The following is a 23,827-nucleotide window of genomic DNA, read 5'->3' as shown; positions in this document are numbered from 1 at the left end:
AACAGACTTTGCCTTGAACAGACGTTATTCTGTGGATTGTCAGCCGACCGCTAAAACGATCACCGTTGTAAGTCGGCCCATCCAACGCATATCCTAGTGCTGCTAATCTCGCCCGATCTAAACCAAGGTATTCCTCAACGAGTGGCGCGTCGGCAAAGCCGCGGGTGATCTCCCGCTCGCGTCGCACCTCGTATCTGGTAATTCCTTCCCGGTCAGGCGGGTATCTTAAACGTTTGGCCATTGTGTATTGTCCCGATGTTGCTCGAGAACACTAAGTCGCAGCGCCGGCAGTTTTAGGACCTGCATTAACTGGGCAAAACCGCGACGAACAATAAATCAACAATAAGTGCAGACATGAGAATCAAGGGTCTCTCATCTCGTCGGTGGTCGCGCGCTGCCCGTCGGTTAATGCACTTCCGTGCTTTACGCATTCCACTTGGTTGCTATTAAACCGATTGAACGTCGCGCACATATAGCATAGCAGAACATAAAGCGAACAAGTGTATATAAAAGGGTAGGCCATGCGATCATTGGAACTTTGTGCTGGTGCAGGCGGACAAGCAATCGGATTAGAGATGGCCGGTTTTGAGCACGAAGGCCTTGTTGAAATTGATAGTCACTGCTGTGATACGCTTCGCTTTAACCGACCACAATGGAACGTTATCGAAGAGGACCTGAGGTTATTTAAGGAGCGGGCAGGTGATTTTGCCGGAGTGGAACTCGTTGCTGGCGGGCTACCCTGTCCCCCGTTTTCAGTTGCTGGCAAACAATTGGGAGCTCTAGATGAGCGCAACCTATTCCCGGATGCGCTTGACATCGTGGACGCAGTTCGGCCCAAAGCTGTGATGATCGAAAATGTGCGAGGCTTTTTGGGCGCCGTTTTTGAAGATTACCGTATTCAACTTAAAGCGCAGCTCAAGAAGCTTGGGTACGACGCGGATTGGCGGTTACTGAACGCGTCAGACTTCGGAGTGCCACAACTTAGACCTCGTGTAGTAATTATAGCTACCAAGCATGAGTTTACCTCAAATTTTCAATGGCCCACTGTTGATCCGGTAAATCCGAAGACTGTAGGGCAGACGCTATATGACCATATGCGATCCGATGGATGGAAAGGCGCAGCACAGTGGCGTGACCGAGCAAGCGACATTGCACCTACTCTTGTCGGCGGATCGAAGAAACATGGGGGACCAGATCTTGGTCCGACTAGAGCAAAACGTGCGTGGGAGTCTTTAGGAGTAAATGGTCATACGCTTGCAGATAGCCCGCCAGACGCAGATTTTGTAGGTATGCCTCGCTTAACGGTGCCCATGGTTGCACTACTCCAAGGATTTCCACCCGAGTGGAAAATCACTGGCCGTAAAACGGCTGCTTATCGACAAGTTGGGAATGCGTTCCCGCCACCCGTTGCAGCATCGGTAGCCACGCAGCTTAAGAAAGCGATTAGCGTCAGGCGATCCCTAGCTGTTGCTTGAGTTGAGACTTCTTGGCGGGGTTCTCCCAATCGCGGATTAGCTGCCGATGATCGGGTGGAAGGTCGCGCCAGTTGTGGAGGGTGTAAGTGCTGCGGGTGAACCCCTGTGGCGTCTTGTAGCGCCCACTCGTAATTTCAAGACCGATTACGGGGTATCGTAAGTCGCGCAGTCTCTTCTGCCAGTCTTCCTGCCTCTCAGTCGCGTTTGCTACGAACTCAATCACGTTAGAGTCAACAGGCTCTCCAATGTGAAGCTTGAGCAAGTGAGCAATTCGAAGATGTACCGTCTCGTAGGCAAGCAACTCGGCCATCTCGTTTGGGTCGTAAGACTGGAAATGATCACGTTTGCCGTTGTTACAGTCGGAACAGATTGCCCATAAGTTCTCTATTACCGTGAGCCCGCCCCAAGCCTGTGGGACCTTGTGATCTATCTGCAGCTTCACTCCATCCTCTGCGACGGTCTTGCCACACATTTGGCAGCGCCCCTTTGCTAGATTTAGTGCCTCTGCACGCAACTTCCCAGAGATGACACCCGAGTCCGTTTCGCCAACCTTGGGCGCTCCAAGTCGGTAAACATAGCGGCCGTCTTCAAAGCCACCGGGGAGTTCATAGTATTTTCTCAAACTGCGCAAGCGTCGATCCAGATGCATCTGGTCTGCCCCGACGTTCAAAATCTCCTTGATCTGATCAATGTCGAGGCCATTCGGGTGCTCGAGTAGCAGGTCGCGGATCGCCCGGGCTACGTGATTTAACTTGTCACCAATGACGTCGCCGCTCGAGTCTATTGCCATGCTTTCCATGGTGGCAGCAGGCTGCGGCGTGGTCAACTTGAGTCATAATGGACCGATCGATGGAATGTCGACCGACACGTACTCAGTTTTTGGGGTTCCAGTATAAAGAAACGATGACGTGGCGGACCTTATATTCACGTCCTGTTCGCTCGTGCACGTGACGCGTGTTCATCACCAGATCGCCAGGTTCACGCGTCTCAATAGTTACATCTGGGCGAGATTCTGCGAGGTGCTTTTCCCATTCGTCCATCACTCGATCGGCCCGGGCGCCGCGATGATAAATTACGATGCCACCGTGGTCCTGGTCCTTGATAGCAGTCGCATAGCGGCTATCGAGCTGGTTAAAGCCTTTTAACAGCCAGTCGTAACCACTGTGAATCTTGGCTTCACCAAGCCACAAAAAATCAAACCGTCCATCGATCACAATATCGCAGTGGCCACCTGTTGTGGTATCGTGAGTTGCTTCGAAACCAAAATGCTTCAACGAAGTAATGAGGTCTATCGACAATCCATCTTCACTGCGGTCATGTCGTTCCTTCGGCGTACGCGAAAATTCTTGCAGGATGTGGTCGATTGCGGGATCTACCCTTGCCAGAATATCGTCAGCACAAGTGGCAGCCATCAATGCAAGCGGCGTTTCCCAAGCAATTTTCCCACGCGCCATGAGCTCCAAGTCCCGCAATGACAATTCATCCATGCGCGCGGGCTTCCAGAAACCGCGTGGAGACTTCAAAGTATGGAATGAGCTTGCTTTCAAAGTCTTCTATCAGAGCGCCGGTCTCGGGATGCTCCAGCAAGCCACTCTTTCGTGCGGTAGCCAGTTCTAGGGCATCGACGTGGACCTCAAAACCTTCCTCTTCGCAAAGAAACGCTTTGGCATCCAGCGCGTGCACAGTTGAACTGACAAGAATTGCCAAGGCGGCGAGAAACTCTTGATCGATTTCTTTGCGGCCAACCGCATCGAGAAGCTTAGGTATAGTGAGCATTCTCAGCTCCTGGTCGTCGAGCTCCCCCATAAACTCAATCACCCCAAGCGCTAGCGTTGCCGCCGGAACATCCGGCCAGCCTGTCGCTACCTCGCGCTTAAGATTTTCAACGGACATTACTCTCCTATCACTGGCCTTCGCGATCACATGAAGTGAAGGATACGATTTCGCACATGATCGTAATCAAATAACCCAACAGTCTTGCGGATCACGGCATCGTACAATTGCGGGTTTGCATTGTCCGCGATGTAGCTCGTCGTGTGCAAATTCAGCTCTGGATGAGATTCAACGCCACCGCCAAGATTGAATGTATATGCTATACTAACTTTATAGGGCGTAACAGGAGTTTTGAGGTTTTTCTTGCCGCCCATGTGATAAAGTTCGGTGCGTAGGCAATCCACTGATACCCGCATCCGCTCATGCTTTATGGATCGGGTGGTTGTCCCAAATGCTAGCTCTACAACGCGCCCTTCGCCTGCCTCTTCATACATCTTCATCAGAAGCGGAAAGAGGTTGATTGGTGCCACAAACGGGTTGCCACCAACAAGCTTGTTGAAAGCGGCCATGGCAGTGTTCTGAGAAGCGCGTCCTATGTCCGCATGCGTTCCTTTCGGATAGTCGATCCGCAAATCAATCACATTTCCTTGGTCAGGGATCCATACGACGTCAAAGGCTTGGTGCCGGATCAGCTTAAGGCCAATAACCTCGTCGTAGCCGGCCAACATTTGCGCGGCCCCGTCTGGGAACGCCGATGTGTCCACTGGCTCCCGCACCTTGAGCGCCCTCACAGAACCAAATACCGCAGCGATACCGCCTTCGGCCTCGACCACGGAAACCAGTTTTGGCTGGCCTAGCGGCAACTTTAACAAGTCTGCTTCAGAAAGCAAAAACGGAAACGTGTCTGCAATTGCGCCCTTCGGTGGCTTTGCAGCCTTAAGGGCGATCCGCATAGCCGCCAACGTCAAATCATCGACAGTATAATAGCGACAAAGCTTCTCCCCGCAAAGCTCATGCTCACGCAGCGCTTCCAGCAAAGCGTCCGCTTTTTTGTTTGGTAGCGCGTTTTTCTCGCTCAGTTTATCAACGGTGCCTGACCAACCGCGACCGCGGGCGACATTTTGCAGTTCGAACATCGGCTTTGAAACATCAAATGGCACACGGGCCTCAAGGCTTGCCGCCAGCACGGATCGTTTCTTTGTCACATGGTCTCCCTCTTCAGCCAACCATATGTTCCAAGCTATTAAGAGTCACCCTTAAATTAGAACAACCGCGCGATACGGTGCCTATTCGGTATTTGCCAAACGACTTAATATTGAACAAGAGGGATTTTTGGCCAAAGTCCATGTAATATAAAGTAAAAATGGTAGACGCTGAGGGGTTCGAACCCACGACCCGCTGATTAAGAGTCAGCTGCTCTACCAACTGAGCTAAGCGTCCCCATTTCGGGCTGGCCAGATACGCAGGCCCGTTTGGAGCGCCGCCTTTGATGGGTTTAGCTGGCTTTGTCAAGCTTCGCTGCGGGATTTATTGGAACTGGCCGCGCTTTGCTCCGGGGTGGCGTTCGATCGACATGATGATACCGACGCAAAGCATCATCGTGAGCATCGACGATCCGCCATGGCTTACGAAGGGCAGGGGTATGCCTGCAACGGGGGCGAGGCCCACGACCATAAGAAGGTTGATCATGATGTAGAAGAATATCGTGCAGGTCAGTCCCGCAGCGACGAGCTGTCCGTAGCGTGTTTTGCTCTGCATGGCGACTTTAAGGCCCCAGCGCATCAACAGAAAATAGAGGAAGATAATGGTAAACCCGCCGACAATACCCCATTCTTCGGCCATGGTAGCAAAGACAAAGTCGGTGTGTCCTTCGGGAAGGTAATCCAAATGGCTTTGAGTGCCATTGCCAAAGCCTTTGCCGAAGATGCCACCTGAACCAATGGCGATCTTCGACTGGGTGATGTGATAGCCAGCCCCAAGCGGGTCGTTTTCCGGGTTGAGGAAAATCAGAACGCGGTCTTGCTGGTATGGTTTGAGTCCAAAGAAATACACCAAGGGCGCGAATATGGCGACGCCGACCCCCGCTCCAATGAAATAGATGAGCGGCAACCCGGCCATAAAACCGACCACGCCAAGGCCAAAGGCGTACGCGATGGCAGCATCAAAGTCCGGCTGGATGATCACCAGAATGCTCGGCAGCAACAACAGCGCGCCGAGAGGCCAAACGGCATCAATGCCAAAGATGCGGTTCGGCGGCAGTCGGTCGAAAAACCAGGCTGCGGCAAGCACCATGACGGGCTTCATCAGTTCGGATGGCTGAAGCGTGATAATCCCAAGATTGATCCACCGCTGGCTGCCGCCGCCTACGAACCCCATGAGTTCCACAACCACAAGCATCAGCAGCAGAAGCAAATAGAGTGGGAAGGTGATCGACTTCCAGAATTCGAGTTTCATCCGCGACATGATGATCACCATGCCCAGGAGAATCAGAAACCGGATGACATGTTTTCCAGCCCATGGTTCAAAATGGCCGCCCGCAGCGGAATAAAGGACTGTGGCGCCAAAGCCCACCAATGCCATCAGGATGAATATGACGCGCCATGGCAATGCGGCAATTGGCGCAGGTACGATGCCGTTCATATTGTGGGGTCCAGCGGCGGGGGAGGTGCAGGTTGCCCTTGATATGCAGCATATTTGGACGCCATGCGCTGTTCGATATTGCCTCCCCATCCAGCCTCGAGCGCCTCAAGCGAGGCCATTGCCTGTTCGCGGTCATATAGAAATGTCAGCACATCTTTGGCGATGGGCGCTGCGGCGCGCGCGCCACCCATGCCATGTTCAATCACGACGGCGGCGCCATAACGTGGTTGATCAACGGGCGCAAAACATACGAACAGGCCGTGGTCGCGATATTTCCATTCCCCCGATTGCCCCCGCTGTGCACCTGCGATTCTGCGGACTTGCGCAGTACCTGTCTTTCCGGCCATCGCGACATTTTCAAGCTGGAGCCTGCTGCGCACAGCCGTTCCTGCTCCATTGACGACAAGGTTCATGCCCTCGCGCACGACGTCGAGATGTTCCTTGGGAAAGGACAATGGTCTTGGTGCAGCCCGTTTTTGCATAAGGATTTCGGGCTGGATGTTCAGGCCAGAGGCAATGCGTGCCGACATAAGTCCCAACTGGAACGGACTCGCGATAATATACCCTTGTCCAATGACCGCGTTTAGCGTGTCGGACTCAGTCCATTTCTGGTCATATTTGCGCATTTTCCAGGCGCTATCCGGCACTGTGCCATAACGTTGCGAGGGGAAGGGCAGCGCGAATTCCTGGCCCAGCCCAAGTTCACGCGCGACGGGTGCGATATTGTCATAGCCGAGCCGTCGCCCCATGGCGTAGAAATAGGTGTTGCAGCTCTTCATAATCGCGCTGGACATGTTCATCGGCCCATGCCGCCCAAGGCATTTGAAAACGCGGTTGCCGAGCCGGTAGCCGCCGCTACAATTTACCGTCTCCTCAGGGTCGATGCCGTGGCGCAACATGGCAAGGCCCGCCATGGGCTTTAGCGTTGAACCCGGCGGGTAAAGTCCCTGAAGAGCCTTGTTGAGCATGGGGATATGATCGTCGCTGTTTAACATCTTCCATTCGACCCGCCCAATGCCGTCCGAAAAGCTGTTGGGGTCGTAACAGGGCATTGATGCCATGGTGATGATGTCGCCAGTGAGGCAATCGAACACCACCACTGAGCCTGATTCAAGGCCAAGTCGGCGTGCGGCATAATTATGCAGGTCGATATCAATGGTTAGCTGTACCGGCTTGCCGGGCGTATCGGGCCGGGTAGTCAGCTCGCGCACAATCTTGCCTCGTGCGGTAACCTCGGTCCGCTTCGCGCCAGGTTTACCCTGTAGCCTGTCTTCAAGCGTCTTTTCGAGGCCGTCTTTGCCGACCTTGAACCCCGGCGTAATCAACAACGGGTTTTTGTTTTTTTGATACTCTTCTGCCGATACTGTACCGACATAGCCAATCAGATGTCCAACCGCGGCGCCGCTTGGGTAGAAACGCGAATAGCCTTGCCGTGGGCTGACACCGGGAAGGTCGGGCAAGCGAACACTAACGGCAGCGAAACGATCATAGTCAAGACCGTCAGCAACCTGCACCGGCTGAAACCCCTGCGCGTTCTTAAGCTCCCTCTGGATTCGGTCGACATCATCTGTCGAAAGAGCCAACAACTCTGCCAGCGTCTGGATTGTTTCCTCTTTCTTCAACAATCGGTCGGGAATGATGTCGACGCGGAAATCAGCGCGGTTGGTCGCTATAGGCTTGCCATACCGGTCAATGAACCAACCTCTGCGCGGCGGGATAATGGTCAGGTTGACCCGGTTGCTTTCGGCCAGCAGCTTGTATTTTTCATTATCTGCAACGGCAATATACGACATGCGCGCAGCCACCGTGAGGCCAATTGCCGCCTGCACGCCGCCCACAAATATGGCACGGCGCGTGAAGGTGAAGTCAAGCTGTCCTGAAGTTACCTGCTTTTCGACTTTCATGTTGCCAATCGCCAGCTGTCGAGACGGGCGCATATTCGCACGACGAGCGGATATAGCAATATAGACAGTATGATTTGTGGAAGCACAATCACGGGATCCGGCGCAGCATGCGCCATCCCAGCAATCCAAACCCCGCCAAGCAACACAGCCGTGATGAGCAAAGCCGCTATTAGCCAGTCCTGAAGATAATCGCGCCAGATTGCTCTGGCGTCAATGACTTCAACTGTCAGCATCGCAAGTGACCAAAGCAGTCCAGCGCTGCCAAAGGGTTGGCCGCTGAAAAGATCGTCAATCAGACCGAATGGAACGCCTGACCAAACTGGCAGGAGTCCCGGCCGCATCAAACGCCAACTGAGGAACATGAGCAGCCCAAAAGGCGGCACAAGCGGCTCGGCAGTCAGGACTGGCAAGGTAGTGACCATGGACGCCAGAATGACCGATGCAATCGGGATCGCCAGCATCTTGAGCAACGATTGTTCGCGGTCGAAGCGGCTTTCATATTCACGTCCCGGCCGTGTGGGCAGGCGGATTGCGGTCTTCGGGATTTTCACTCCGCAATCTCTTTTGTTTCGCCGTCAGGGGCCGCCGATTGCTGGGCTATCCGGGCCTCTGACTGATATGGTCTCACGACAACGACATACGGCGTGTTGCCGGGGTCAGCAAAGGGGATCGCTATTGCACCGTCGCTTGTCTTGCGGATAACGCGCGCAAATGGAATATTTGGGCGGTATAAGCCGCCATTGCCGGACGTCACGATGATGTCGCCGACCTTAAAGGGGCTTTCCCCAAGATTTAGCGGCTTTACCAAAACGGTTCCGTCGCCAAGGCCCGCTGAAAATGCGGGCAGGCCATCAATCGCGCGCATAACGGGCACCAGATTTTCGGAATCCGTTACCAAAAGGACACGCGCCGTCGTCGGTCCTGTTTCAATGACACGCCCGATCAGGCCGGACGGCCCACGAACAGGCTGTGCACGTTCAACGCCAAAGTTCCGACCGATGGACAAGGTTGCGATGCGCCGTGTGCTTGAAGCCGTGGAGCTGATAAGCCGGCCGACCGCAACTTGCTGCTCGCCATCTTCCGCCAGTTTCAATAGTCCACGCAGCCGTGCATTTTCGACGCGGAGCGCCTGCGCTTCGATTAATTTGCCGCGATTGGCTTTGACTTGCTTCTGAAGGGCTGCATTTTTGGAGGCAGCATCCACATAGGCTGACACATTGCGCGTCAAGCCTTGGGCACCCTGCCGCACATTGCTGAACACACGCGCAACGGGAGCGGTAACTTCCGCGCCTACTGTGCGCAGTGCCGAAAACCCTGCAGGGTCCACCACTGAAATTGCCAGAAGCAAGGCAGCCACCACGGTTCCCGCAATCGCAACCACATAGGTCGCGAACAGGCCATATTGCGCCTTCCGGGAAAATCCGGGGCGCCGATGTGGTGGCGGCGCCATCCTAACCTCGCCTTAGGCGGTAAGCAGGACGCCGCGGAAGATTGGATCTTCCATGGCCCTGCCAGTACCAATGGCAACGCAGGTCAACGGGTCTTCAGCGACAGTAACAGGCAGGCCCGTTTCGTCACGCAAATATTCGTCAAGGCCAGCCATCAACGCGCCGCCGCCGGTCAGGACGATACCCTGATCCACGATATCGGCGGCCAGTTCAGGTGCGGTATTCTCAAGGGCAATGCGCACGCCTTCAAGGATGGTCCCGATGGGTTCGGACAAGGCTTCGGCAATTTGCCCCTGATTGATCGAAATTTCCTTTGGCACCCCGTTTACAAGGTCGCGGCCCTTGATGTGCAAGGTTTGGCCGATGCCATCGGCTGGCGGACGCGCAGTTCCAAAATCTTTCTTGATCCGCTCGGCAGTTGCCTCGCCGATCAGCAGGTTATGATGTCGTCGGACATATGAGACAATCGATTCGTCCATCTTGTCACCTCCGGTTCTAACCGAAGTGGTGTAAGCAAGGCCACGCAACGACAGGACGGCAACCTCAGTTGTGCCACCACCGATATCGACGACCATTGAGCCGATTGGCTCTGTCACTGGCATGTCAGCGCCGATGGCCGCTGCCATTGGTTCTTCAATAAGGAATACCTCCGATGCGCCCGCGTTCGACGCCGCATCGCGAATCGCGCGGCGTTCGACGGAAGTAGATCCTGATGGGACGCAGATGACGATTTCAGGATAGCTGAACATCCGGCGCTTGCCGTGCACCTTGTGGATGAAGTGCTTGATCATCTGTTCTGCAACATCGATGTCGGCAATGACGCCGTCACGCAAGGGGCGAATGGCTTCGATGCTGTCCGGCGTCTTACCCATCATAAGCTTGGCGTCGTCGCCAACAGCCTTTACGCGCTTGATACCATTGAGGGTTTCAATTGCCACAACCGACGGTTCGTTCAAGACGATGCCTTGGCCGCGGACATAGACGACCGTGTTGGCGGTGCCCAGGTCGATTGCCATGTCCTGTGATGCGAAACGGAAAAACTTGCCAAATACCATGTAATATCCACCCAGTCCGGTTTGGTGAGAGTCCTTTGGAGCGCGCCCAAATAATCGCGCGGTCCTAGCGGAATTTGCTGTTTTACAAAACAGGTATTTGGCTGGATTGCGAACGATTAAGGAGTCGCTTGAGCAGTGCGCTTGGGCTAGGAACCTGCGGATGTCAATAAGAAGGCTCCCTGAAAATCTGGTCAACCGGATTGCTGCCGGTGAAGTGGTGGAAAGACCAGCCAGCGCGTTGAAGGAATTGGTGGAAAATGCCATCGATTCGGGCGCGCGAAATATCTCGGTACGCTTGGGAGCAGGGGGTATTGATCTGGTTGAAGTCACCGACGACGGCTGCGGTATGTCACCGTCCGATATGGCCTTGGCGCTTGAGCGCCACGCGACGTCAAAACTGCCGGATGAAGACATTGAAATGGTCTCCACTTTGGGCTTTCGCGGGGAAGCCCTGCCGTCGATTGCCAGTGTTTCAACAATGACTCTCGAAAGCAGGCCTGCAGGTGCCGAAGGCTGGAGGCGGACCGTGGACCATGGCATGGTTGTGAGCGAGGGGCCGGCCGCTTTGCCGCATGGCACGAGAGTTCGCGTTGAAAATCTTTTCGGCAAGGTGCCCGCGCGCCGCAAATTCCTGCGCAGCGCCCGCGCGGAATATGCTGCGGCGCTGGACACAATGAAACGGCTTGCAATGGCGCGGCCCGACGTCGGCTTTGTGGTCGAACATGACGGGCGGCGCGTATTGGCGGTTCAGCCAACATTGGCGCGCCCTGAACGTGTCGCGGCACTGACCAGCAGCGAGTTGATCGACAACAGCGTGGCGCTTGATTTCGAACGCGAAGGCGTGCGGCTTGGCGGCGTTGCCAGCCTGCCGACCTATAATCGCGGTGTGGCCGACCATCAGTTCCTGTTCGTCAATGGCCGTCCCGTGAAGGACAGACTGCTCATCGGTGCGGTGCGCGGCGCTTATGCCGAAATGCTGGCGCGTGACCGGCATGCCGTGGTGGCCTTGTTTCTGGACCTGCCGCCAACGCAGGTTGATGTGAACGTCCATCCCGCCAAGACTGAGGTGCGCTTCCGTGACCCGGCATTGATCCGTGGCATGATCGTGTCTGGCCTGCGCCATGCACTTGACCAGTCGGGCTTTCGCGCGGTGCAACGGCCAAGTGCCGACGCGCTCGCCGCATGGCAGCAGGAGCCTGTGCAGACCGCGCAAGGCGATATCTTTGCGCGCCCTGTAACACTTGGGGCGACTGCTTATCAGGGGAATTATGGCCGGCACCCTGCTTATCCATCGGCCTATGAAAACCGCAGCAGCTTTGCCGATATGGGCGCGATTCAAGGCGAAGACCTTGCGCCCTTATGGGGCAGGGCGGCCGAAGCGCACGAACCCGTCCCCGACCGCGCCCGCAATCCACTAGGCGTTGCGCGCGGACAAGTCGCCAATACTTATATCGTGGCGGAAGCCGAAGACGGCCTTGTTATCGTTGACCAGCATGCCGCGCACGAACGGTTGGTGCTTGAACGCATGCGCACGGCCATGGCGGCGGCGGGGAGGGCAGTCCCATCGCAGGCGTTGTTACTGCCAGTGGTCGTTGAACTGGAAGAACCCGCATGTGACCGGCTTGAGGCGCGCGCAGAGGAGCTCTCCGCCTTCGGGCTGGAAGTGGAACGCTTCGGTCCCGGCGCCATGTTCGTACGCGCCACGCCAGCGGTTCTGGGCGAAGGAGACGCCAAGGCGTTGCTGGAAGACCTAGCCGACGATCTTGCGGCCTATGACGATGCGCTGTCTCTAAAGGAACGGATTGACCATGTCGCCGCGACCATGGCCTGCCACGGCTCCGTCCGCGCAGGCCGCGTGCTGTCCGTCACCGAAATGAACGCTTTGCTCCGCGAAATGGAAATCACCCCGCACAGCGGGCAGTGCAACCATGGCAGACCAACTTGGGTGAAGCTGGCGTTGGGCGACGTGGAAAAGCTGTTCGGGCGGAAGTAAACGAGCAATCTGACTTCAAGTCAGTTCAAACATTAAACCGGAACAGCATAATATCCCCGTCTTTGACGAGATATTCCTTGCCCTCCGAACGCCATTTGCCCGCTTCTTTTGCGCCAGCTTCGCCATTGTACTGGACATAATCTTCATAGGCCATGGTTTCGGCGCGGATGAAGCCTTTTTCGAAATCGCTGTGGATGGCGCCGGCTGCATTTGGTGCGGTAGCGCCCTTGGTCACTGTCCATGCCCGTGCTTCTTTGGGGCCAACGGTGAAAAAGGTAATCAGATCGAGCAATTCGTAACCTGCGCGAATGACGCGCGCTAGGCCAGTTTCGGTTAGGCCCAGGTCTTCGAGGAACACTTCGCGGTCCTCGGCAGGCATCGTGGAGATTTCCGCCTCAATCGCGGCGGACACAACGACCGCCTCGGCGCCTTCTGCCTTGGCCTTTTCAAAGACCTTTGCCGAGAGGGCGTTACCGTTGGCAGCGCTAGCTTCTTCAACATTGCAAACGTAAAGCACGGGCTTCGCAGTCAAAAGTTGCGCTATCTGGAAATGTCGTTCTTCTTCGGCATCGTCGCGCTTGGTCAGGCGAGCGGGCTTGCCATCACGCAACAGGTCAAGCGCACGGCTTAGAACAGCTGCGCTAATCTTGGCTTCCTTGTCCCCCTGTATGCCTTTTTTGATGAGGTTGGGAACGCGCTTTTCAAGGCTTTCAAGGTCGGATAGCATCAGTTCGGTTTCCACTGTCTCGGCGTCCGAAATTGGGTCGATCTTGTTGTCGACATGTTGAATGTCGTCATCTTCAAAGCAGCGCAAAACGTGGACGATGGCGTCGACTTCGCGAATATTACCCAGGAACTGATTGCCAAGGCCTTCGCCCTTTGACGCCCCGCGCACGAGGCCGGCTATATCGACAAAGCCCAATTGGGTTTCGATGATTTTCTGACTGCCGCCGATTTTCGCGATGGTCTGCAAGCGCGGGTCAGGCACTGCGACATTGCCGATATTGGGTTCAATCGTGCAGAACGGATAGTTAGCCGCTTGCGCCGCCGCTGTCTGAGTCAGCGCATTGAACAAGGTGGACTTGCCCACATTGGGAAGTCCCACGATACCGCATTTAAAACCCATGAGATGTCCTTGATATTTTGAAATTGCGCCGCACTGATGCGATGTTGGCCGCGCCGTAGCGCCATGCGGTGCAAAATACCAGAGGCGGCTTTAGTCGTTAATCATGTACTGCCTTGATGAGTGGGCCATAAGGCGAGTTTCCAAGCCAAGCGAGCTGCGTTTCCGCTGAAACTTTATTGATCGCCTCTTGCGGCTTGGCTCCGGGGTGAACAGCACGCCGTAGTGGCCGACTTCCAGCGGGCATGGCGATGATTTCGGCTATGGCACGCGGCACGTCGAAGATATCGGCGCTTCGGCCGGAGCCATCCTCAGTGCCCATGCGCGAGGTAAACATTGCATAAGCGGCTTTACGTTCATCATCAGCGCGGGCGAGCAACTCGCTGGTGTAGCGATTGCGGTTACGCCACACATCGGTTGGATAGCCGCCGGGTTGAACGATGGTGACCTCAACGCCATGCGGTGCGAGTTCATAAGCCATTTGTTCGCTCATCGCCTCAAGCGCGAACTTCGTCGCGGAATAATGGCCGCCGCCCGGCACAATTACACGGCCAAGCTGTGACGATATGTTGAATATCTGGCCACGCTTTGCCTTGCGCATCGCTGGCAGGACCGCGCGCGCCATACGGTGGCAGCCAAAAACATTGGTATCGAACATCAACTGTGTCGCTGCCATATCCTGCATTTCGACGGGTCCGGTAAGGCCAATGCCAGCATTGTTGATGAGGACATCAAGCGCCCCGCCGGCAATCCGTTCGGCTTCGGCAACGCCTTTGGTAACTTGATCATCAGAGGTCACGTCAATTTCTATGACGGTGATATCCAGATTTTCCTTCTTGCCCTCGGCCTTCAGTCTGTCGGCCTCTCCCCGGGGCAAGTTCCGCATCGATGCGATCACTTTGGCGCCAGCGCGGGCAAAATGCAGCGCGCCGGCATAGCCAAAGCCGGACGAACTGCCGGTGATCAGAATGGATTTGCCTTTAAGGTTTAACGCGGCGGCGGTTTGCGCGGTCGCAGATGAAGCGACCGCAGTCGCAGTGGTGACAGCGGCGGCAGCGCCAAGCAGCGTTCTACGATTGATTTTGGAAATGGGGTCCATGGGGTTCCTCTCTACTGAAACGCAAAGATCATCTAACTGGCCGGGTAAAGCGAGTCCATCCAGCGTTGCAGTTCGGCAGGGCTTTTTAGCTTAATGATCTTGTTTTCATGCCCAATAAGGTGCCGTTCCATGCGTACCCGTGGTCCGCTGTTCCAACGTATCAGGTAAAACAGAAACCCAAGGTCAAAGCGTTCGGGGCATCCTTCGGTCATGTCCGGGCGGGCACGGCCGCGATAGGTCCAGATGCGCTTAAGCAAGCGGCGGAGGCACAGGGTGATGGGATAATCGAGATAGATGATTTGGTCTGCGCGCGGCAGGCGGTCGCTTAATGTGCCGCCATATGTGCCATCAATGATCCAGCGGTCTGCAGCTGTGATGGCAGCAAGCTTTTTGCGTATTTCCTCCTTGCTACTTTCCACCCAGCCGGGTTTCCAGTTGAGTTGGTCCATATGGAATAAGGGTATGCCAAGGCGGACAGCAAGTGTGCTGGCTAAAGTCGATTTGCCTGCACCGCATGGGCCAATGACCAACACGCGCTGCATGGGTTCAATCCTGTTGCAACCGCATTGCGACGTCATTCATGAACCGGACGTCATCGCCTTTCGCCAGCCAGTCGGCCTCTGCGGAGATCGCGCCCAGCAAATCGGCCAAATCGTCAATCTCGCTCTTATGAAAATTGCCCAGCACATAGCCCGTGACACGGTCTTTATTACCCGGATGGCCAATGCCCAGACGGACACGGCGGAAATCGGCGCCGATATGATCGGTGATCGAACGAATACCATTATGGCCTGCTGCGCCGCCACCAGTCTTTACCTTCACCTTGAACGGGGCAAGGTCAAGCTCATCATAAAAGACGGTTACGTCCTTCGGCTCAAGTTTGTAGAAATCCATCGCTGCGCGCACGCTGCGGCCGCTTTCGTTCATGAAAGTCGCAGGCTTCAGAAGAATGATTTTATCGGAGCCGATCCGAAGTTCCTGGACCCATCCCTGAAATTTCTTGGCGGGCAGGGGAAGTTCGTAAATCTCGGCCAGTGCATCAATGGCCATGAACCCGATATTGTGCCGGTGCATCGCATAGGTGGCGCCTGGATTACCTAGACCTACCCATAATTGCATCGTACGAGTCCCTTGTGGGAAATATCCGGGACGGGCCGAAGCCTGCCCCGGAGATTGATTTAGGCTTCCGCTTCGCCTTCTACGGTCGTGTCACCCTCGGTCGACTTGAGCGCCGATGGTGCAACGATGGTCGCAATGGTGAAATCGCGGTCAGTGATCTTGCTTTCCGAACCATTCGGCAGCTTTACATTGCTGATGTGAATGGAATCGCCGATGTCAAAGCCTGTGACATCAATCTGGATGTCGTCAGGGATCTTGTCGTTATCGCAGACGAGTTCGAGTTCGTGACGCACGACGTTCAAAACACCGCCGCGCTTCAGACCAGGCGACGCTTCTTCGTTGATGAACACCACAGGAACCTGAACGTCGGCCTTTGCGCCCTTCACGATGCGCAGGAAGTCAACATGCGTTGGACGATCGCTGACCGGATGAAATGCAACATCCTTTGGAATCGTAATCTGTTTTTTGCCACTAAGTTCGATCTCGACGACGCTGTTCGAAAAGTGGCCAGTCATCAACAGCTTGATGAGAGCCTTTTCCTCAACGTGGATGAGTTCGGGTTCTTGCTTGTTGCCGTAAATTACGGCGGGCACTCGGTTTTGACGACGCAATTCGCGGGAGGCTCCCTTGCCTGCCCGATCGCGCGTCTCTGCCGACAAAGTCAGCTGATCGCTCATGTTTATTCTCCAAAAAAGTTACTTTGCCGCCACGCCTCCAGGGATGACCATGCACGGCAAGCGGGCGCCTATATGTGGGTTGCCTGCAAAAAGCAAGCTTGGTGCACAATTAGGTGAGCGCTCTGTAAAGGCTGAATATGCTTGTCGCGATCAGGACGATACTCACCGCGAACAGCAATACGCGCGGACGAATGCGCTTTGCGACCAACGCACCGAAGGGTGCTGCCAACAATCCGCCAATCAACAGTCCGCCCGTGACGACCGTGAATGCTTCCAGTCCAATGGTTAGAATGAAGGTGACGGAGACTGCCACGGTCAGGAAAAATTCCGCCGTGTTGACGGTGCCGATTGTTTTGCGGGGATCGGCGCCTTGGATCAGTAGATTGGAAGTAACAACTGGCCCCCATCCGCCGCCGCCGGACGCGTCAAGAAAGCCTCCGATCAGGCCAAGCGGCATGGTGACCTTGGGGTCGCGCGGCTTGTGTTCATGCGTGAAATCCCACGCCTTATAGAACAAATAAAAGCCTATCAGGGTCAAATACCCCATCACAAACGGCCGCGCGGCCTCGGTATGGATGCTGGCTAACAAATAAGCGCCGGTGCAGCCGCCGATGACGCCTGGTATCGCAATGCGGGCGAACAGCTTCCAATCAACATTTTTGTGTAACACATGGCTTATGCCGGAAGCGCCGGTTGTAAACATTTCGACAAAATGGACGCCGGCCGATGCGCGGGCAGGGGCAACGCCCATGACGCTGACGAGCAAGGTGCTGCAAATTACACCAAAGGCCATGCCAAGCGCGCCATCGACCAGTTGCGCAGCAAATCCGACTGCGATGTATGGCGCCACAGCCGCCCAATCGACATTGGCAATATATTCAATCATCCAGACCTCGCCCTTTGCTTAGGATTTGCAAATGCATAGTCAGATGCCCCTTCATTAGCCACAGCTTTGTATCTCGCTATTTTGTTTCTGCCATCCAAGAATGAGTTTCACCCTGAATGTTGCCATTGTCACCCGGGCGTCGATTTAAAAGGTGAACTTAACGGTTGCGCCAACGGTGCGCGGATCGCCAAGCTGCCCCGCAATCAGGCCAACATTGCTTGGGGCGACTTGAAGCAACTCATAATATTGCACGTTGAAAACGTTCCGTACCCAGCCATAAATGTCGAAATTGTCGGACCGAAAGCCCATGCGGTAATTGGATAACGCATATCCGTCGATGTTGGTGTAAATCGATGGCGACGGGTTAGACGAAAAGCCGGACCGGTAATTCCCGTCGAACCCGACGTATAACTGGCCCTCGGTGGCGAGCAGGGTGAAGGGCGTATTCACCTCTGCGCCATAAGACGCGGCCCATTTGGAAACACCGGGCAGGCGTTGGCCCGAAATATCACAATTGGCTGGGCTCAGTCCGTCTGGCGTTGCCGGCGCGCTGGGCGTCTGGCCAGCGCTTGCCACACTGCCGCCCGACAGTTCTGGAGGGCATGGCGCATCGACAAACTGGGCATATTTCGCGTCGGTATAGGCCCCGTTCAAATAGGCACTAAAGCGTTCGCTTGTGCGGATCTTGAAGTCTGCTTCCAATCCTTGCGAGCGCACTTTGCCTGCGTTGGCGAGATAGCCGCGAAGGACACCAAGCTGGCCATTGGTGACGGTAGCCTGATAATTTTTGATATCGGTACGGAAAGCCGTCAGGTTAAATGTCGCCTTGCGGTCCCAAAACTGGGTTTTGACGCCAGCTTCAAAATGATTGACCGATTCAGGCTTTACCACCCCTGCCGAGGCAATCGGCACGCCAGCAGCGTCAAGCGGCAAACCGTTCTGGTTGATGCCAACGGTCTTAAAGCTCTTCGCGTAACTTGCATAAGCAAGAACGTCCTGCGCGAGCTTGTAATTGGCATTCAGGTCATAACTGAAGTTCCAGTCGCTAACCGAGGGTGCGCTCGTTTGGGGCGTAAATACGCCGCATTGCGCTGCGCCAATGGATCCGGTCGGCTGCGGGCATGTCAGCGTGGAACCCGTGCCAGTTGTCACTATCCGCTGATAAAAAACGGATTTCTTGTCATAATTGATCCGCACGCCAGGCTGCAGAGTCAGGGCGTCCGTGACCTTCCAGCTTACCTGCCCAAAAAGTGCTGCGCTGGTGCTCTTTAAAAACTGCGTATTGCGCGCGGTAAGCCCAGCAAGTACGGCTGGATTGTTCGCAAGCGCGCCTGTCAGGTTCCAGCGGCTTGACGCAATGCCCTGTTGTTCAAACCCTTGCGTATCAATCCGCTGTTTGAAGCCGAAGGCACCAACAACGAAGTCGATCTTGTCGCCTGTATAATTGTAACGGAATTCCTGGCTATATTGGTCTTGCTGTGAAGGATTGTTTGATGCCGTCACAATGGGCAGACCCGTAAAGTCACGGTCATTTTCCGGTCTCCAATCCCAAAACCGCCATGCCGAAATAGATGTCAGGGTGCCAGGACCTGCTTTCAGCTTAACGCGCAAGGACGCGCCGCCGATGATGTTACCAGCGCTTAAAGGGGCGTCGATGTCGGTCAGGCGAAAAAACGGGTTGCGCGATACCACCCGGTAATTTTGCGCCGTGGCCAGCGCTTCATATTGCCGTGCAAGGGGGCGCTGCGTCTGGCCCACCCGCACGAAGACCGTTCCGCAGCATTCAGGGTTCTGGTGACTGTAATCGCCTGACACTGTAATGCGGACATCGTCATTTGGCTGGAACAGCAATGTCCCGCGCAGGCCAATATTGTCCTGCTCGTTGATATAACGATTGCTGGTTACGTTGAATATCGTGCCTTTGCGACTGGTGGAGGATACCGCAATCCGTGCGGCGATGGTATCGGTCAGCGGGCCGGATATGGCGGCCTTGGCTTGTTTGAAGTTGAGATTGCCCACCGTCACTTCGGCGCGACCTTCAAAATTGAACCTGGGCTGGTTGGTGGTGATGTTGATAGCGCCTGCGGTCGTATTCTTGCCATATCAGAGACCCTTGTGGACCGCGCAGCACTTCGACCTGCTCGACGTCGAGAAAGTCGAACGTCGCGGCGGCGACACGGGCATTGTAGACATCGTCGACATAGATGCCGACGCCCTGTTCAAAGCCGTCGCTGGTCAGGCCGAATGGCACGCCGAGTCCGCGAATGTTGACCGCGGTATTGCGCGGGTTAGACGCATAGACCTGTAGAGTGGGTGCAAGTTGCTGCAGCTTGACGACATTAAAATTACCTGTTGATTCAATGCTATCTCCGCGAATGACCGAAATGGCCAGCGGCACTTCCTGTGCAGTTTCCTGGCGTCGGCGCGCAGTCACGATGATGACATCGCCGCGGCTGACGTCGTCGTCGGTCTGCGCGCCAATGTCGCGTGCGTCATCCTTGGTTGTGTCACCGACGCTGCTACTTTCTGCATAAGCCGGCGCGGAGAAGGCAAGTAAGGTTACGAGGGCTAGTGAAGGCCCGTAAGCACGAAATCGCATATGTTTATCTTTCGAAAAAACGATGCATCCGGCCGTCCGGTCTGCCTCTGGTCTGGGAGGAAGAAACTAATTGCTGAAGCGTTTGCGCTCCGTGATGTCTACTTGGACAAGCTTGCCCTCGTGGACCGTCATCTGGATGGCACCAAAGCGCATCGAATTCAGTGCCTCAAGCACAGCGAGAATGGGCTCAGAAAGCGTTTGTGTTGCAGGCTCGCTTGTTCGCCCTTCATTGGTGTCATTCATAAGCACCCCTAAACTGGATAGCGCTTTATCACGCTTTCATCCTTACGGCTTGCTTAAAGTCAACCAATTTAATTGACAATATGATTCGGGTGTAGATTTTGCTTTCAGCGCCGAAAGGTTCTGTTTGTGCGCCATCCGGATTTGCCAGGAGTTATTCGGCAGCTTGCAGGTATATGTCCGCGTCAACCACATCGGTTAAGTTAATGCCATCAAGTAACTGCGCGGTTTTGTCGCGCACCTGAAGCATCAACGCGCGCGTACGGCAATTATCTTCCTCTACGCAATTCTTGCACGTTTCATGTGCATATCGGCTTGCGCAGGGCACCAGCGCCAAAGAACCCCGCATGATACGGATGAGGTCGCCATAACTGATGTCGATTGGCGGGACGCCCAACCAATATCCCCCGTCTTTGCCACGTTGCGATGCGACAAGTCCCGACCGCGATAGCTCGGACAAGATGACAGTCAAAAATTTCGGAGGAATCTTTTGCGCCTCGGCAATGTCGGCAAGCTGGACAGGTCCCTTGCCGTAATGGTCGGCAAGATGCTGCATTGCGCGTATAGCGTAGCGGGTTTTTTGCGACAGCATGGCATTCTTTTGCGCTTTGCAACCTCAATTTTCAACCCACCAAGTAGACAAGATCCGAATTGTTGTAAAATCTCCCTATGATTCACGGTGAGTTGCTTGGAAAGGCAGTTGCAATGCGCGATAGGTCCGAATAGCGTGCAACCTTGAGGTGGCTCGGGGCTGAGCTGACATTATACAGGGGGATAATATGAAATATTCAAGAACCGCAATTTTGTTGGTGGCGACCTGCCTTACGACACCTGCCTTCGCGCAGGACGCATCTCCTCCGACGAGCGCGGAAACCAGCGCCGATGAAGGTACTGCGATCATTGTCACCGGATCGCGTATTAAGCAGGACCCGACGAAAAGCGCTGCACCATTGCAGGTTATTACGCCGTCGGATTTGTCGCGCGAGGGAATTAACAGCCCCGAGCAACTCATCTCATTTCTGTCAACAAACGGCACTGGCGCGGACAATCTTGCATCCAACGGTGACGTGACCAGCGGTGCGCAACGCGGCACCAACGGTCTGTCGGCTGCTAACCTGCGCGGTCAGGGCGCAGCATCAACGCTCGTCCTCCTAAACGGACGCCGGGTTGCGGCTCATGGCCTGACCGGCGGTGCGGTTGACGTTAATCAGGTTCCTTTTGCCGCGCTTGAACGGGTCGAAGTATTGAAGGACGGTGCGTCCGCAATCTACGGGACCGACGCGATCGGCGGCGTGATCAACTTTATCACCAAGTCAAATTTCCAGGGTGTGGTGCTCAACGGCTTCACCGACATCACCGAACGAGGCGATAGCCCGATTTACCGCCTGTCTGCGACTGCTGGCTATGGCGACCTTGACACCCAAGGCTTCAACATAATGGGCGCTGTCAGCAAGAGCTGGAACGGCATTTTGCTCGGCAAGGATCGGGATTTTGTTAATGGGAACCAGCCCAATCGCGGTCTTTCAGTTGATACTCGTGGCACCCCGATTGCAACGGCATTTCCTGCAAACCCCAATAGCATCTTTGCACCGACTGGCTCGCTGCTTGGTGGGACTACTAATAATGCCGCAAGCTTTTTCCTTCCCGGATTGGTGATCCCGGGAACCACGATCCGCGCAGACGGGGGCATTAACCCGCTGGATTTACCTGGTGGCGCTGGGTGCGATTCAGTTGAAGGTGGGATGGCGTATGATGAGGTGCTCTGGTCCGTCCCAGGAGCGCGGTTTGCCTGCTCATGGGATACGGGGCGCGCAGCCGTGCTTCAACAACCGCTGCAAACTCTTACTTATTATGGCAAGGCGACATTGGCCCTCGGCGAACATCGTTTGTCTGCAGAAGTGACAGGTTCGGATGCGGACTCGAGGAAGCGGTTCTCGAACAACCAATATTCGATCAACGCGACCACCATGCCGCTCTATTTTCCACTCAACGCAACAACGTCGGCAACCTACAACAGCGTATATGACGCGATTGCGGCGACATTCCCTGCGATCGGCGCCGTGGGGGACCGCACCGTTGATGCTGTCGGAAATTACGGCAAGCCGATTGCCTATCGCTGGCGTAACATTCCTGGCGGCAATCGCGAATATGTCACAAATACCAAGACCATCCGTGGCGCGTTGACTGCCGAAGGCCCGCTTGGTGGCACATGGGATTACCGTGCTGGCGCTTCTTACGCAAAAAGTGAAGCATCGTCGGTGCTGGGGACAGGCTATCATTATGCAGGGATATTCCGTTCTGCTGCCAATGCTGCGGCATCGGGAGTGGTGGGAGCTGTCAATGGCGGCATCGACCCCAGAGCGCCGACTGCGCCCGGCGCAACCCGGCCAGGGATTGTAGGACTGCTGAACAGCGGAATTCTTAATCCCTTCTCCGGCGTACAATCTGCTGCGGCGTTAGCAGGGCTGGACGCCGTTTCGGCTGAAGGAACCACGCTGTATGGCGGTCAGTACGAGGTAAAACAGTTCGATGCCTCTGTATCAGGATCGTTGTTTGATCTGCCCGCCGGTGCGGTCCAGGTTGCACTTGGCGCTGACTACCGCCGTGAAACCTATAGTTTTAACGGGTCGGCAGCAGCGGTCACGGGGCAACCTGAAATTTTCAACGTAGCCTTCGATAACGTAAACGCGTTGACGCCGAAAAACCGCGACGTGAAAGCGGTTTATGCCGAAGTTTCGGTGCCGCTGCTGGATATCCTCGAAGTCACCGGTGCAGTTCGGCTGGACGACTATACGGGTTTCGGCTCGACAATAAATCCCAAGTTTACGGCAAGATTTTCTCCCACGGACTGGGTCATGCTGCGGGCATCTTATAACACAGGGTTCCGGGTCCCGAGCTTTAACCAGATTTTCAACGGCGTTACAGAATCGCCTAATCCTGGCAACAACCTGACTGACCCAACTACCTGCCCTGCAGGCGGGATCGTTAATGTTACAGCCGGTTGCGGTGCGATTACGCCCAATTCCCTGAGCGGCGGTAATCTTAACCTAGGCCCTGAAACATCGGAGCAATATTCGGCCGGTATCGTCTTCACGCCCGCGCGACAATTCAGTGCTTCGGTCGATTTTTGGTCCATCGCCGTCGATAATACTATTGGTGCGCTCACCATTGCGCAGTTGTTAGCGAACCAGTCCTCCTTTCCTGATCGCGTAGTACGAACAGGCGGGGTAATCACAGGGTTGGATTTGCGGGCCGACAACATCGGCTCACGGCGGACCCAGGGTCTGGAAGTCTCGCTGCGTGGCGGTGTCGATGCATTTGGGGGCGTGTTTACCGCAGGTCTTGACGGAACATATCTGATCAAAAAGCGCGAGAAGTTTTTGCCCACGTCACCATTCGGGCCCAGTTTGATTGGCGTGTTCACTTATGCTGGCGACCTTGGCCTCCGCTGGAAACATAGCGCGTTTATCAATTTCGCTGTTGACGATGTGATGCTCAGCTTCTCCCAGATCTATCGTAACGGCTACAAGAACAATGCACTTCCGCGATCCGCCAGCCGTCCCGATTACAACGAGCGGGTTAAGGCCTATGTCATCTACAACATGTCGGCCGCAGTTGATATTGACGACCGTTTCCGCCTGACCGCGGGCGTGCGTAACGTGTTCGACAAGGATCCGCCATTTGCCATCACTTATGACAGCAACACGGGTGCTGGCTCAAGCTGGGAGCCGCGCGTTGCGGATCCACGTGGACGGTCCTTCACTGTCGCGGTTGAAGCAAAGTTCTGATCTAAAAG

General features: G+C 55.3%; 21 protein-coding genes, 1 tRNA gene and 1 pseudogene. 3 read left to right on the top strand and 20 right to left on the bottom strand.

Annotated elements, in window-relative coordinates; all coding sequences use genetic code 11:
- Positions 1–241 (bottom strand): hypothetical protein (locus ACK4S7_RS05775; protein ID WP_409645072.1); only part of this gene is annotated, 241 nt, incomplete at its 3' end.
- Positions 242–521: 280 nt separating this feature from the next.
- On the opposite strand from ACK4S7_RS05775, the gene ACK4S7_RS05770 reads away from it, so the two are divergent.
- Entirely contained in the window at positions 522–1,475 is a 954-nt protein-coding gene (locus ACK4S7_RS05770) for a DNA cytosine methyltransferase (protein WP_409645071.1), read from the top strand.
- On the opposite strand, the gene ACK4S7_RS05765 is transcribed toward ACK4S7_RS05770, so the two are convergent.
- From ACK4S7_RS05765 to ACK4S7_RS05720, 10 genes are all read right to left on the bottom strand, one after another.
- On the bottom strand, positions 1,450–2,301 hold the full coding sequence (locus ACK4S7_RS05765) for an HNH endonuclease (RefSeq protein ID WP_409645070.1): 852 nt from the start codon (positions 2,299–2,301) through the stop codon (positions 1,450–1,452). The two genes, ACK4S7_RS05770 and ACK4S7_RS05765, sit on opposite strands and share 26 nt — an antisense overlap.
- Before the next feature lie 46 nt (positions 2,302–2,347).
- The gene (locus ACK4S7_RS05760; protein WP_409645069.1) at positions 2,348–2,962 is read right to left on the bottom strand and encodes a hypothetical protein; all 615 of its coding nucleotides are present in this window, start codon (positions 2,960–2,962) and stop codon (positions 2,348–2,350) included.
- Positions 2,955–3,368 (bottom strand): hypothetical protein, encoded by a 414-nt coding sequence (locus ACK4S7_RS05755; protein WP_409645068.1) that lies wholly within the window; start codon positions 3,366–3,368, stop codon positions 2,955–2,957. The genes ACK4S7_RS05760 and ACK4S7_RS05755 overlap by 8 nt, the downstream gene beginning before the upstream one ends.
- A 26-nt stretch (positions 3,369–3,394) precedes the next feature.
- The gene (locus ACK4S7_RS05750) at positions 3,395–4,453 is read right to left on the bottom strand and encodes a hypothetical protein (protein ID WP_409645066.1); all 1,059 of its coding nucleotides are present in this window, start codon (positions 4,451–4,453) and stop codon (positions 3,395–3,397) included.
- Between the two features lie 159 nt (positions 4,454–4,612).
- Positions 4,613–4,688: transfer RNA gene (locus tag ACK4S7_RS05745), tRNA-Lys, on the bottom strand.
- Between the two features lie 87 nt (positions 4,689–4,775).
- Positions 4,776–5,888, bottom strand: a complete 1,113-nt coding sequence (gene rodA, locus ACK4S7_RS05740) for a rod shape-determining protein RodA (protein ID WP_409645065.1) — start codon at positions 5,886–5,888, stop codon at positions 4,776–4,778.
- Positions 5,885–7,792: a penicillin-binding protein 2 gene (gene mrdA / locus ACK4S7_RS05735; protein WP_409645064.1), complete on the bottom strand. Its 1,908-nt coding sequence runs from the start codon at positions 7,790–7,792 to the stop codon at positions 5,885–5,887. Before mrdA ends, rodA begins: the two co-directional genes overlap by 4 nt.
- The gene (mreD, locus tag ACK4S7_RS05730; protein WP_409645063.1) at positions 7,789–8,343 is read right to left on the bottom strand and encodes a rod shape-determining protein MreD; all 555 of its coding nucleotides are present in this window, start codon (positions 8,341–8,343) and stop codon (positions 7,789–7,791) included. The genes mrdA and mreD overlap by 4 nt, the downstream gene beginning before the upstream one ends.
- Positions 8,340–9,242: a rod shape-determining protein MreC gene (gene mreC / locus ACK4S7_RS05725; protein ID WP_409645062.1), complete on the bottom strand. Its 903-nt coding sequence runs from the start codon at positions 9,240–9,242 to the stop codon at positions 8,340–8,342. Before mreC ends, mreD begins: the two co-directional genes overlap by 4 nt.
- 12 nt (positions 9,243–9,254) lie before the next feature.
- Complete coding sequence (locus tag ACK4S7_RS05720) at positions 9,255–10,295, bottom strand: rod shape-determining protein (protein WP_409645061.1); 1,041 nt, start codon at positions 10,293–10,295, stop codon at positions 9,255–9,257.
- 160 nt (positions 10,296–10,455) lie between these two features.
- Here ACK4S7_RS05720 and mutL point away from each other — a divergent pair, with 160 nt between their 5' ends.
- The gene (gene mutL, locus ACK4S7_RS05715; protein WP_409645060.1) at positions 10,456–12,288 is read left to right on the top strand and encodes a DNA mismatch repair endonuclease MutL; all 1,833 of its coding nucleotides are present in this window, start codon (positions 10,456–10,458) and stop codon (positions 12,286–12,288) included.
- Positions 12,289–12,313: 25 nt separating this feature from the next.
- On the opposite strand, the gene ychF is transcribed toward mutL, so the two are convergent.
- From ychF to ACK4S7_RS05670, 9 genes and pseudogenes are all read right to left on the bottom strand, one after another.
- Positions 12,314–13,414, bottom strand: coding sequence for a redox-regulated ATPase YchF (gene ychF / locus ACK4S7_RS05710; protein ID WP_409645059.1), 1,101 nt, complete (start codon positions 13,412–13,414; stop codon positions 12,314–12,316).
- A 97-nt stretch (positions 13,415–13,511) separates the two neighbouring features.
- Entirely contained in the window at positions 13,512–14,510 is a 999-nt protein-coding gene (locus tag ACK4S7_RS05705; protein WP_409645058.1) for an SDR family oxidoreductase, read from the bottom strand.
- 32 nt (positions 14,511–14,542) lie between these two features.
- Entirely contained in the window at positions 14,543–15,052 is a 510-nt protein-coding gene (locus tag ACK4S7_RS05700) for an AAA family ATPase (RefSeq protein WP_409645057.1), read from the bottom strand.
- Positions 15,053–15,056: 4 nt separating this feature from the next.
- Entirely contained in the window at positions 15,057–15,629 is a 573-nt protein-coding gene (gene pth, locus ACK4S7_RS05695; RefSeq protein ID WP_409645055.1) for an aminoacyl-tRNA hydrolase, read from the bottom strand.
- Between the two features lie 59 nt (positions 15,630–15,688).
- Positions 15,689–16,306 carry a 50S ribosomal protein L25/general stress protein Ctc gene (locus ACK4S7_RS05690; protein ID WP_409645054.1) on the bottom strand — a complete coding sequence of 206 codons (618 nt, stop codon included), beginning with the start codon at positions 16,304–16,306 and terminating at the stop codon, positions 15,689–15,691.
- Positions 16,307–16,415: 109 nt separating this feature from the next.
- A complete protein-coding gene (locus ACK4S7_RS05685) occupies positions 16,416–17,192 on the bottom strand; it encodes a sulfite exporter TauE/SafE family protein (RefSeq protein ID WP_409645053.1) in 777 nt (258 codons plus the stop codon).
- 144 nt (positions 17,193–17,336) lie between these two features.
- Positions 17,337–19,791, bottom strand: a pseudogene (locus tag ACK4S7_RS05680) (TonB-dependent receptor).
- Between the two features lie 66 nt (positions 19,792–19,857).
- The gene (locus tag ACK4S7_RS05675) at positions 19,858–20,034 is read right to left on the bottom strand and encodes a YezD family protein (protein WP_409645052.1); all 177 of its coding nucleotides are present in this window, start codon (positions 20,032–20,034) and stop codon (positions 19,858–19,860) included.
- 151 nt (positions 20,035–20,185) lie between these two features.
- On the bottom strand, positions 20,186–20,623 hold the full coding sequence (locus tag ACK4S7_RS05670; RefSeq protein WP_409645051.1) for an RrF2 family transcriptional regulator: 438 nt from the start codon (positions 20,621–20,623) through the stop codon (positions 20,186–20,188).
- 187 nt (positions 20,624–20,810) lie between these two features.
- Between ACK4S7_RS05670 and ACK4S7_RS05665 the strand changes: the two genes are divergently transcribed.
- Positions 20,811–23,819 carry a TonB-dependent receptor domain-containing protein gene (locus ACK4S7_RS05665; RefSeq protein WP_409645050.1) on the top strand — a complete coding sequence of 1,003 codons (3,009 nt, stop codon included), beginning with the start codon at positions 20,811–20,813 and terminating at the stop codon, positions 23,817–23,819.
- Positions 23,820–23,827 lie beyond the last annotated feature (8 nt).

It is taken from the genome of Sphingorhabdus sp. (assembly GCF_046292425.1).
Classification (GTDB): Bacteria; Pseudomonadota; Alphaproteobacteria; order Sphingomonadales; family Sphingomonadaceae; genus Sphingorhabdus_B.
The sequence above is the reverse complement of the archived record's forward strand: the minus strand, read 5'-3'. Positions and strand labels throughout refer to the sequence as shown.

Bases quoted from the DNA above. Each gene is read 5' to 3' on its own strand.
- ACK4S7_RS05770 (WP_409645071.1), top strand. From the start codon at position 522: ATGCGATCATTGGAACTTTGTGCTGGTGCAGGCGGACAAGCAATCGGA.
- ACK4S7_RS05760 (WP_409645069.1), bottom strand. From the start codon at position 2,962: ATGGATGAATTGTCATTGCGGGACTTGGAGCTCATGGCGCGTGGGAAA.
- ACK4S7_RS05755 (WP_409645068.1), bottom strand. From the start codon at position 3,368: ATGTCCGTTGAAAATCTTAAGCGCGAGGTAGCGACAGGCTGGCCGGAT.
- rodA (WP_409645065.1), bottom strand. From the start codon at position 5,888: ATGAACGGCATCGTACCTGCGCCAATTGCCGCATTGCCATGGCGCGTC.
- mrdA (WP_409645064.1), bottom strand. From the start codon at position 7,792: ATGAAAGTCGAAAAGCAGGTAACTTCAGGACAGCTTGACTTCACCTTC.
- mreC (WP_409645062.1), bottom strand. From the start codon at position 9,242: ATGGCGCCGCCACCACATCGGCGCCCCGGATTTTCCCGGAAGGCGCAA.
- ACK4S7_RS05720 (WP_409645061.1), bottom strand. From the start codon at position 10,295: ATGGTATTTGGCAAGTTTTTCCGTTTCGCATCACAGGACATGGCAATC.
- mutL (WP_409645060.1), top strand. From the start codon at position 10,456: ATGTCAATAAGAAGGCTCCCTGAAAATCTGGTCAACCGGATTGCTGCC.
- ychF (WP_409645059.1), bottom strand. From the start codon at position 13,414: ATGGGTTTTAAATGCGGTATCGTGGGACTTCCCAATGTGGGCAAGTCC.
- ACK4S7_RS05705 (WP_409645058.1), bottom strand. From the start codon at position 14,510: ATGGACCCCATTTCCAAAATCAATCGTAGAACGCTGCTTGGCGCTGCC.
- ACK4S7_RS05700 (WP_409645057.1), bottom strand. From the start codon at position 15,052: ATGCAGCGCGTGTTGGTCATTGGCCCATGCGGTGCAGGCAAATCGACT.
- pth (WP_409645055.1), bottom strand. From the start codon at position 15,629: ATGCAATTATGGGTAGGTCTAGGTAATCCAGGCGCCACCTATGCGATG.
- ACK4S7_RS05690 (WP_409645054.1), bottom strand. From the start codon at position 16,306: ATGAGCGATCAGCTGACTTTGTCGGCAGAGACGCGCGATCGGGCAGGC.
- ACK4S7_RS05685 (WP_409645053.1), bottom strand. From the start codon at position 17,192: ATGATTGAATATATTGCCAATGTCGATTGGGCGGCTGTGGCGCCATAC.
- ACK4S7_RS05675 (WP_409645052.1), bottom strand. From the start codon at position 20,034: ATGAATGACACCAATGAAGGGCGAACAAGCGAGCCTGCAACACAAACG.
- ACK4S7_RS05670 (WP_409645051.1), bottom strand. From the start codon at position 20,623: ATGCTGTCGCAAAAAACCCGCTACGCTATACGCGCAATGCAGCATCTT.
- ACK4S7_RS05665 (WP_409645050.1), top strand. From the start codon at position 20,811: ATGAAATATTCAAGAACCGCAATTTTGTTGGTGGCGACCTGCCTTACG.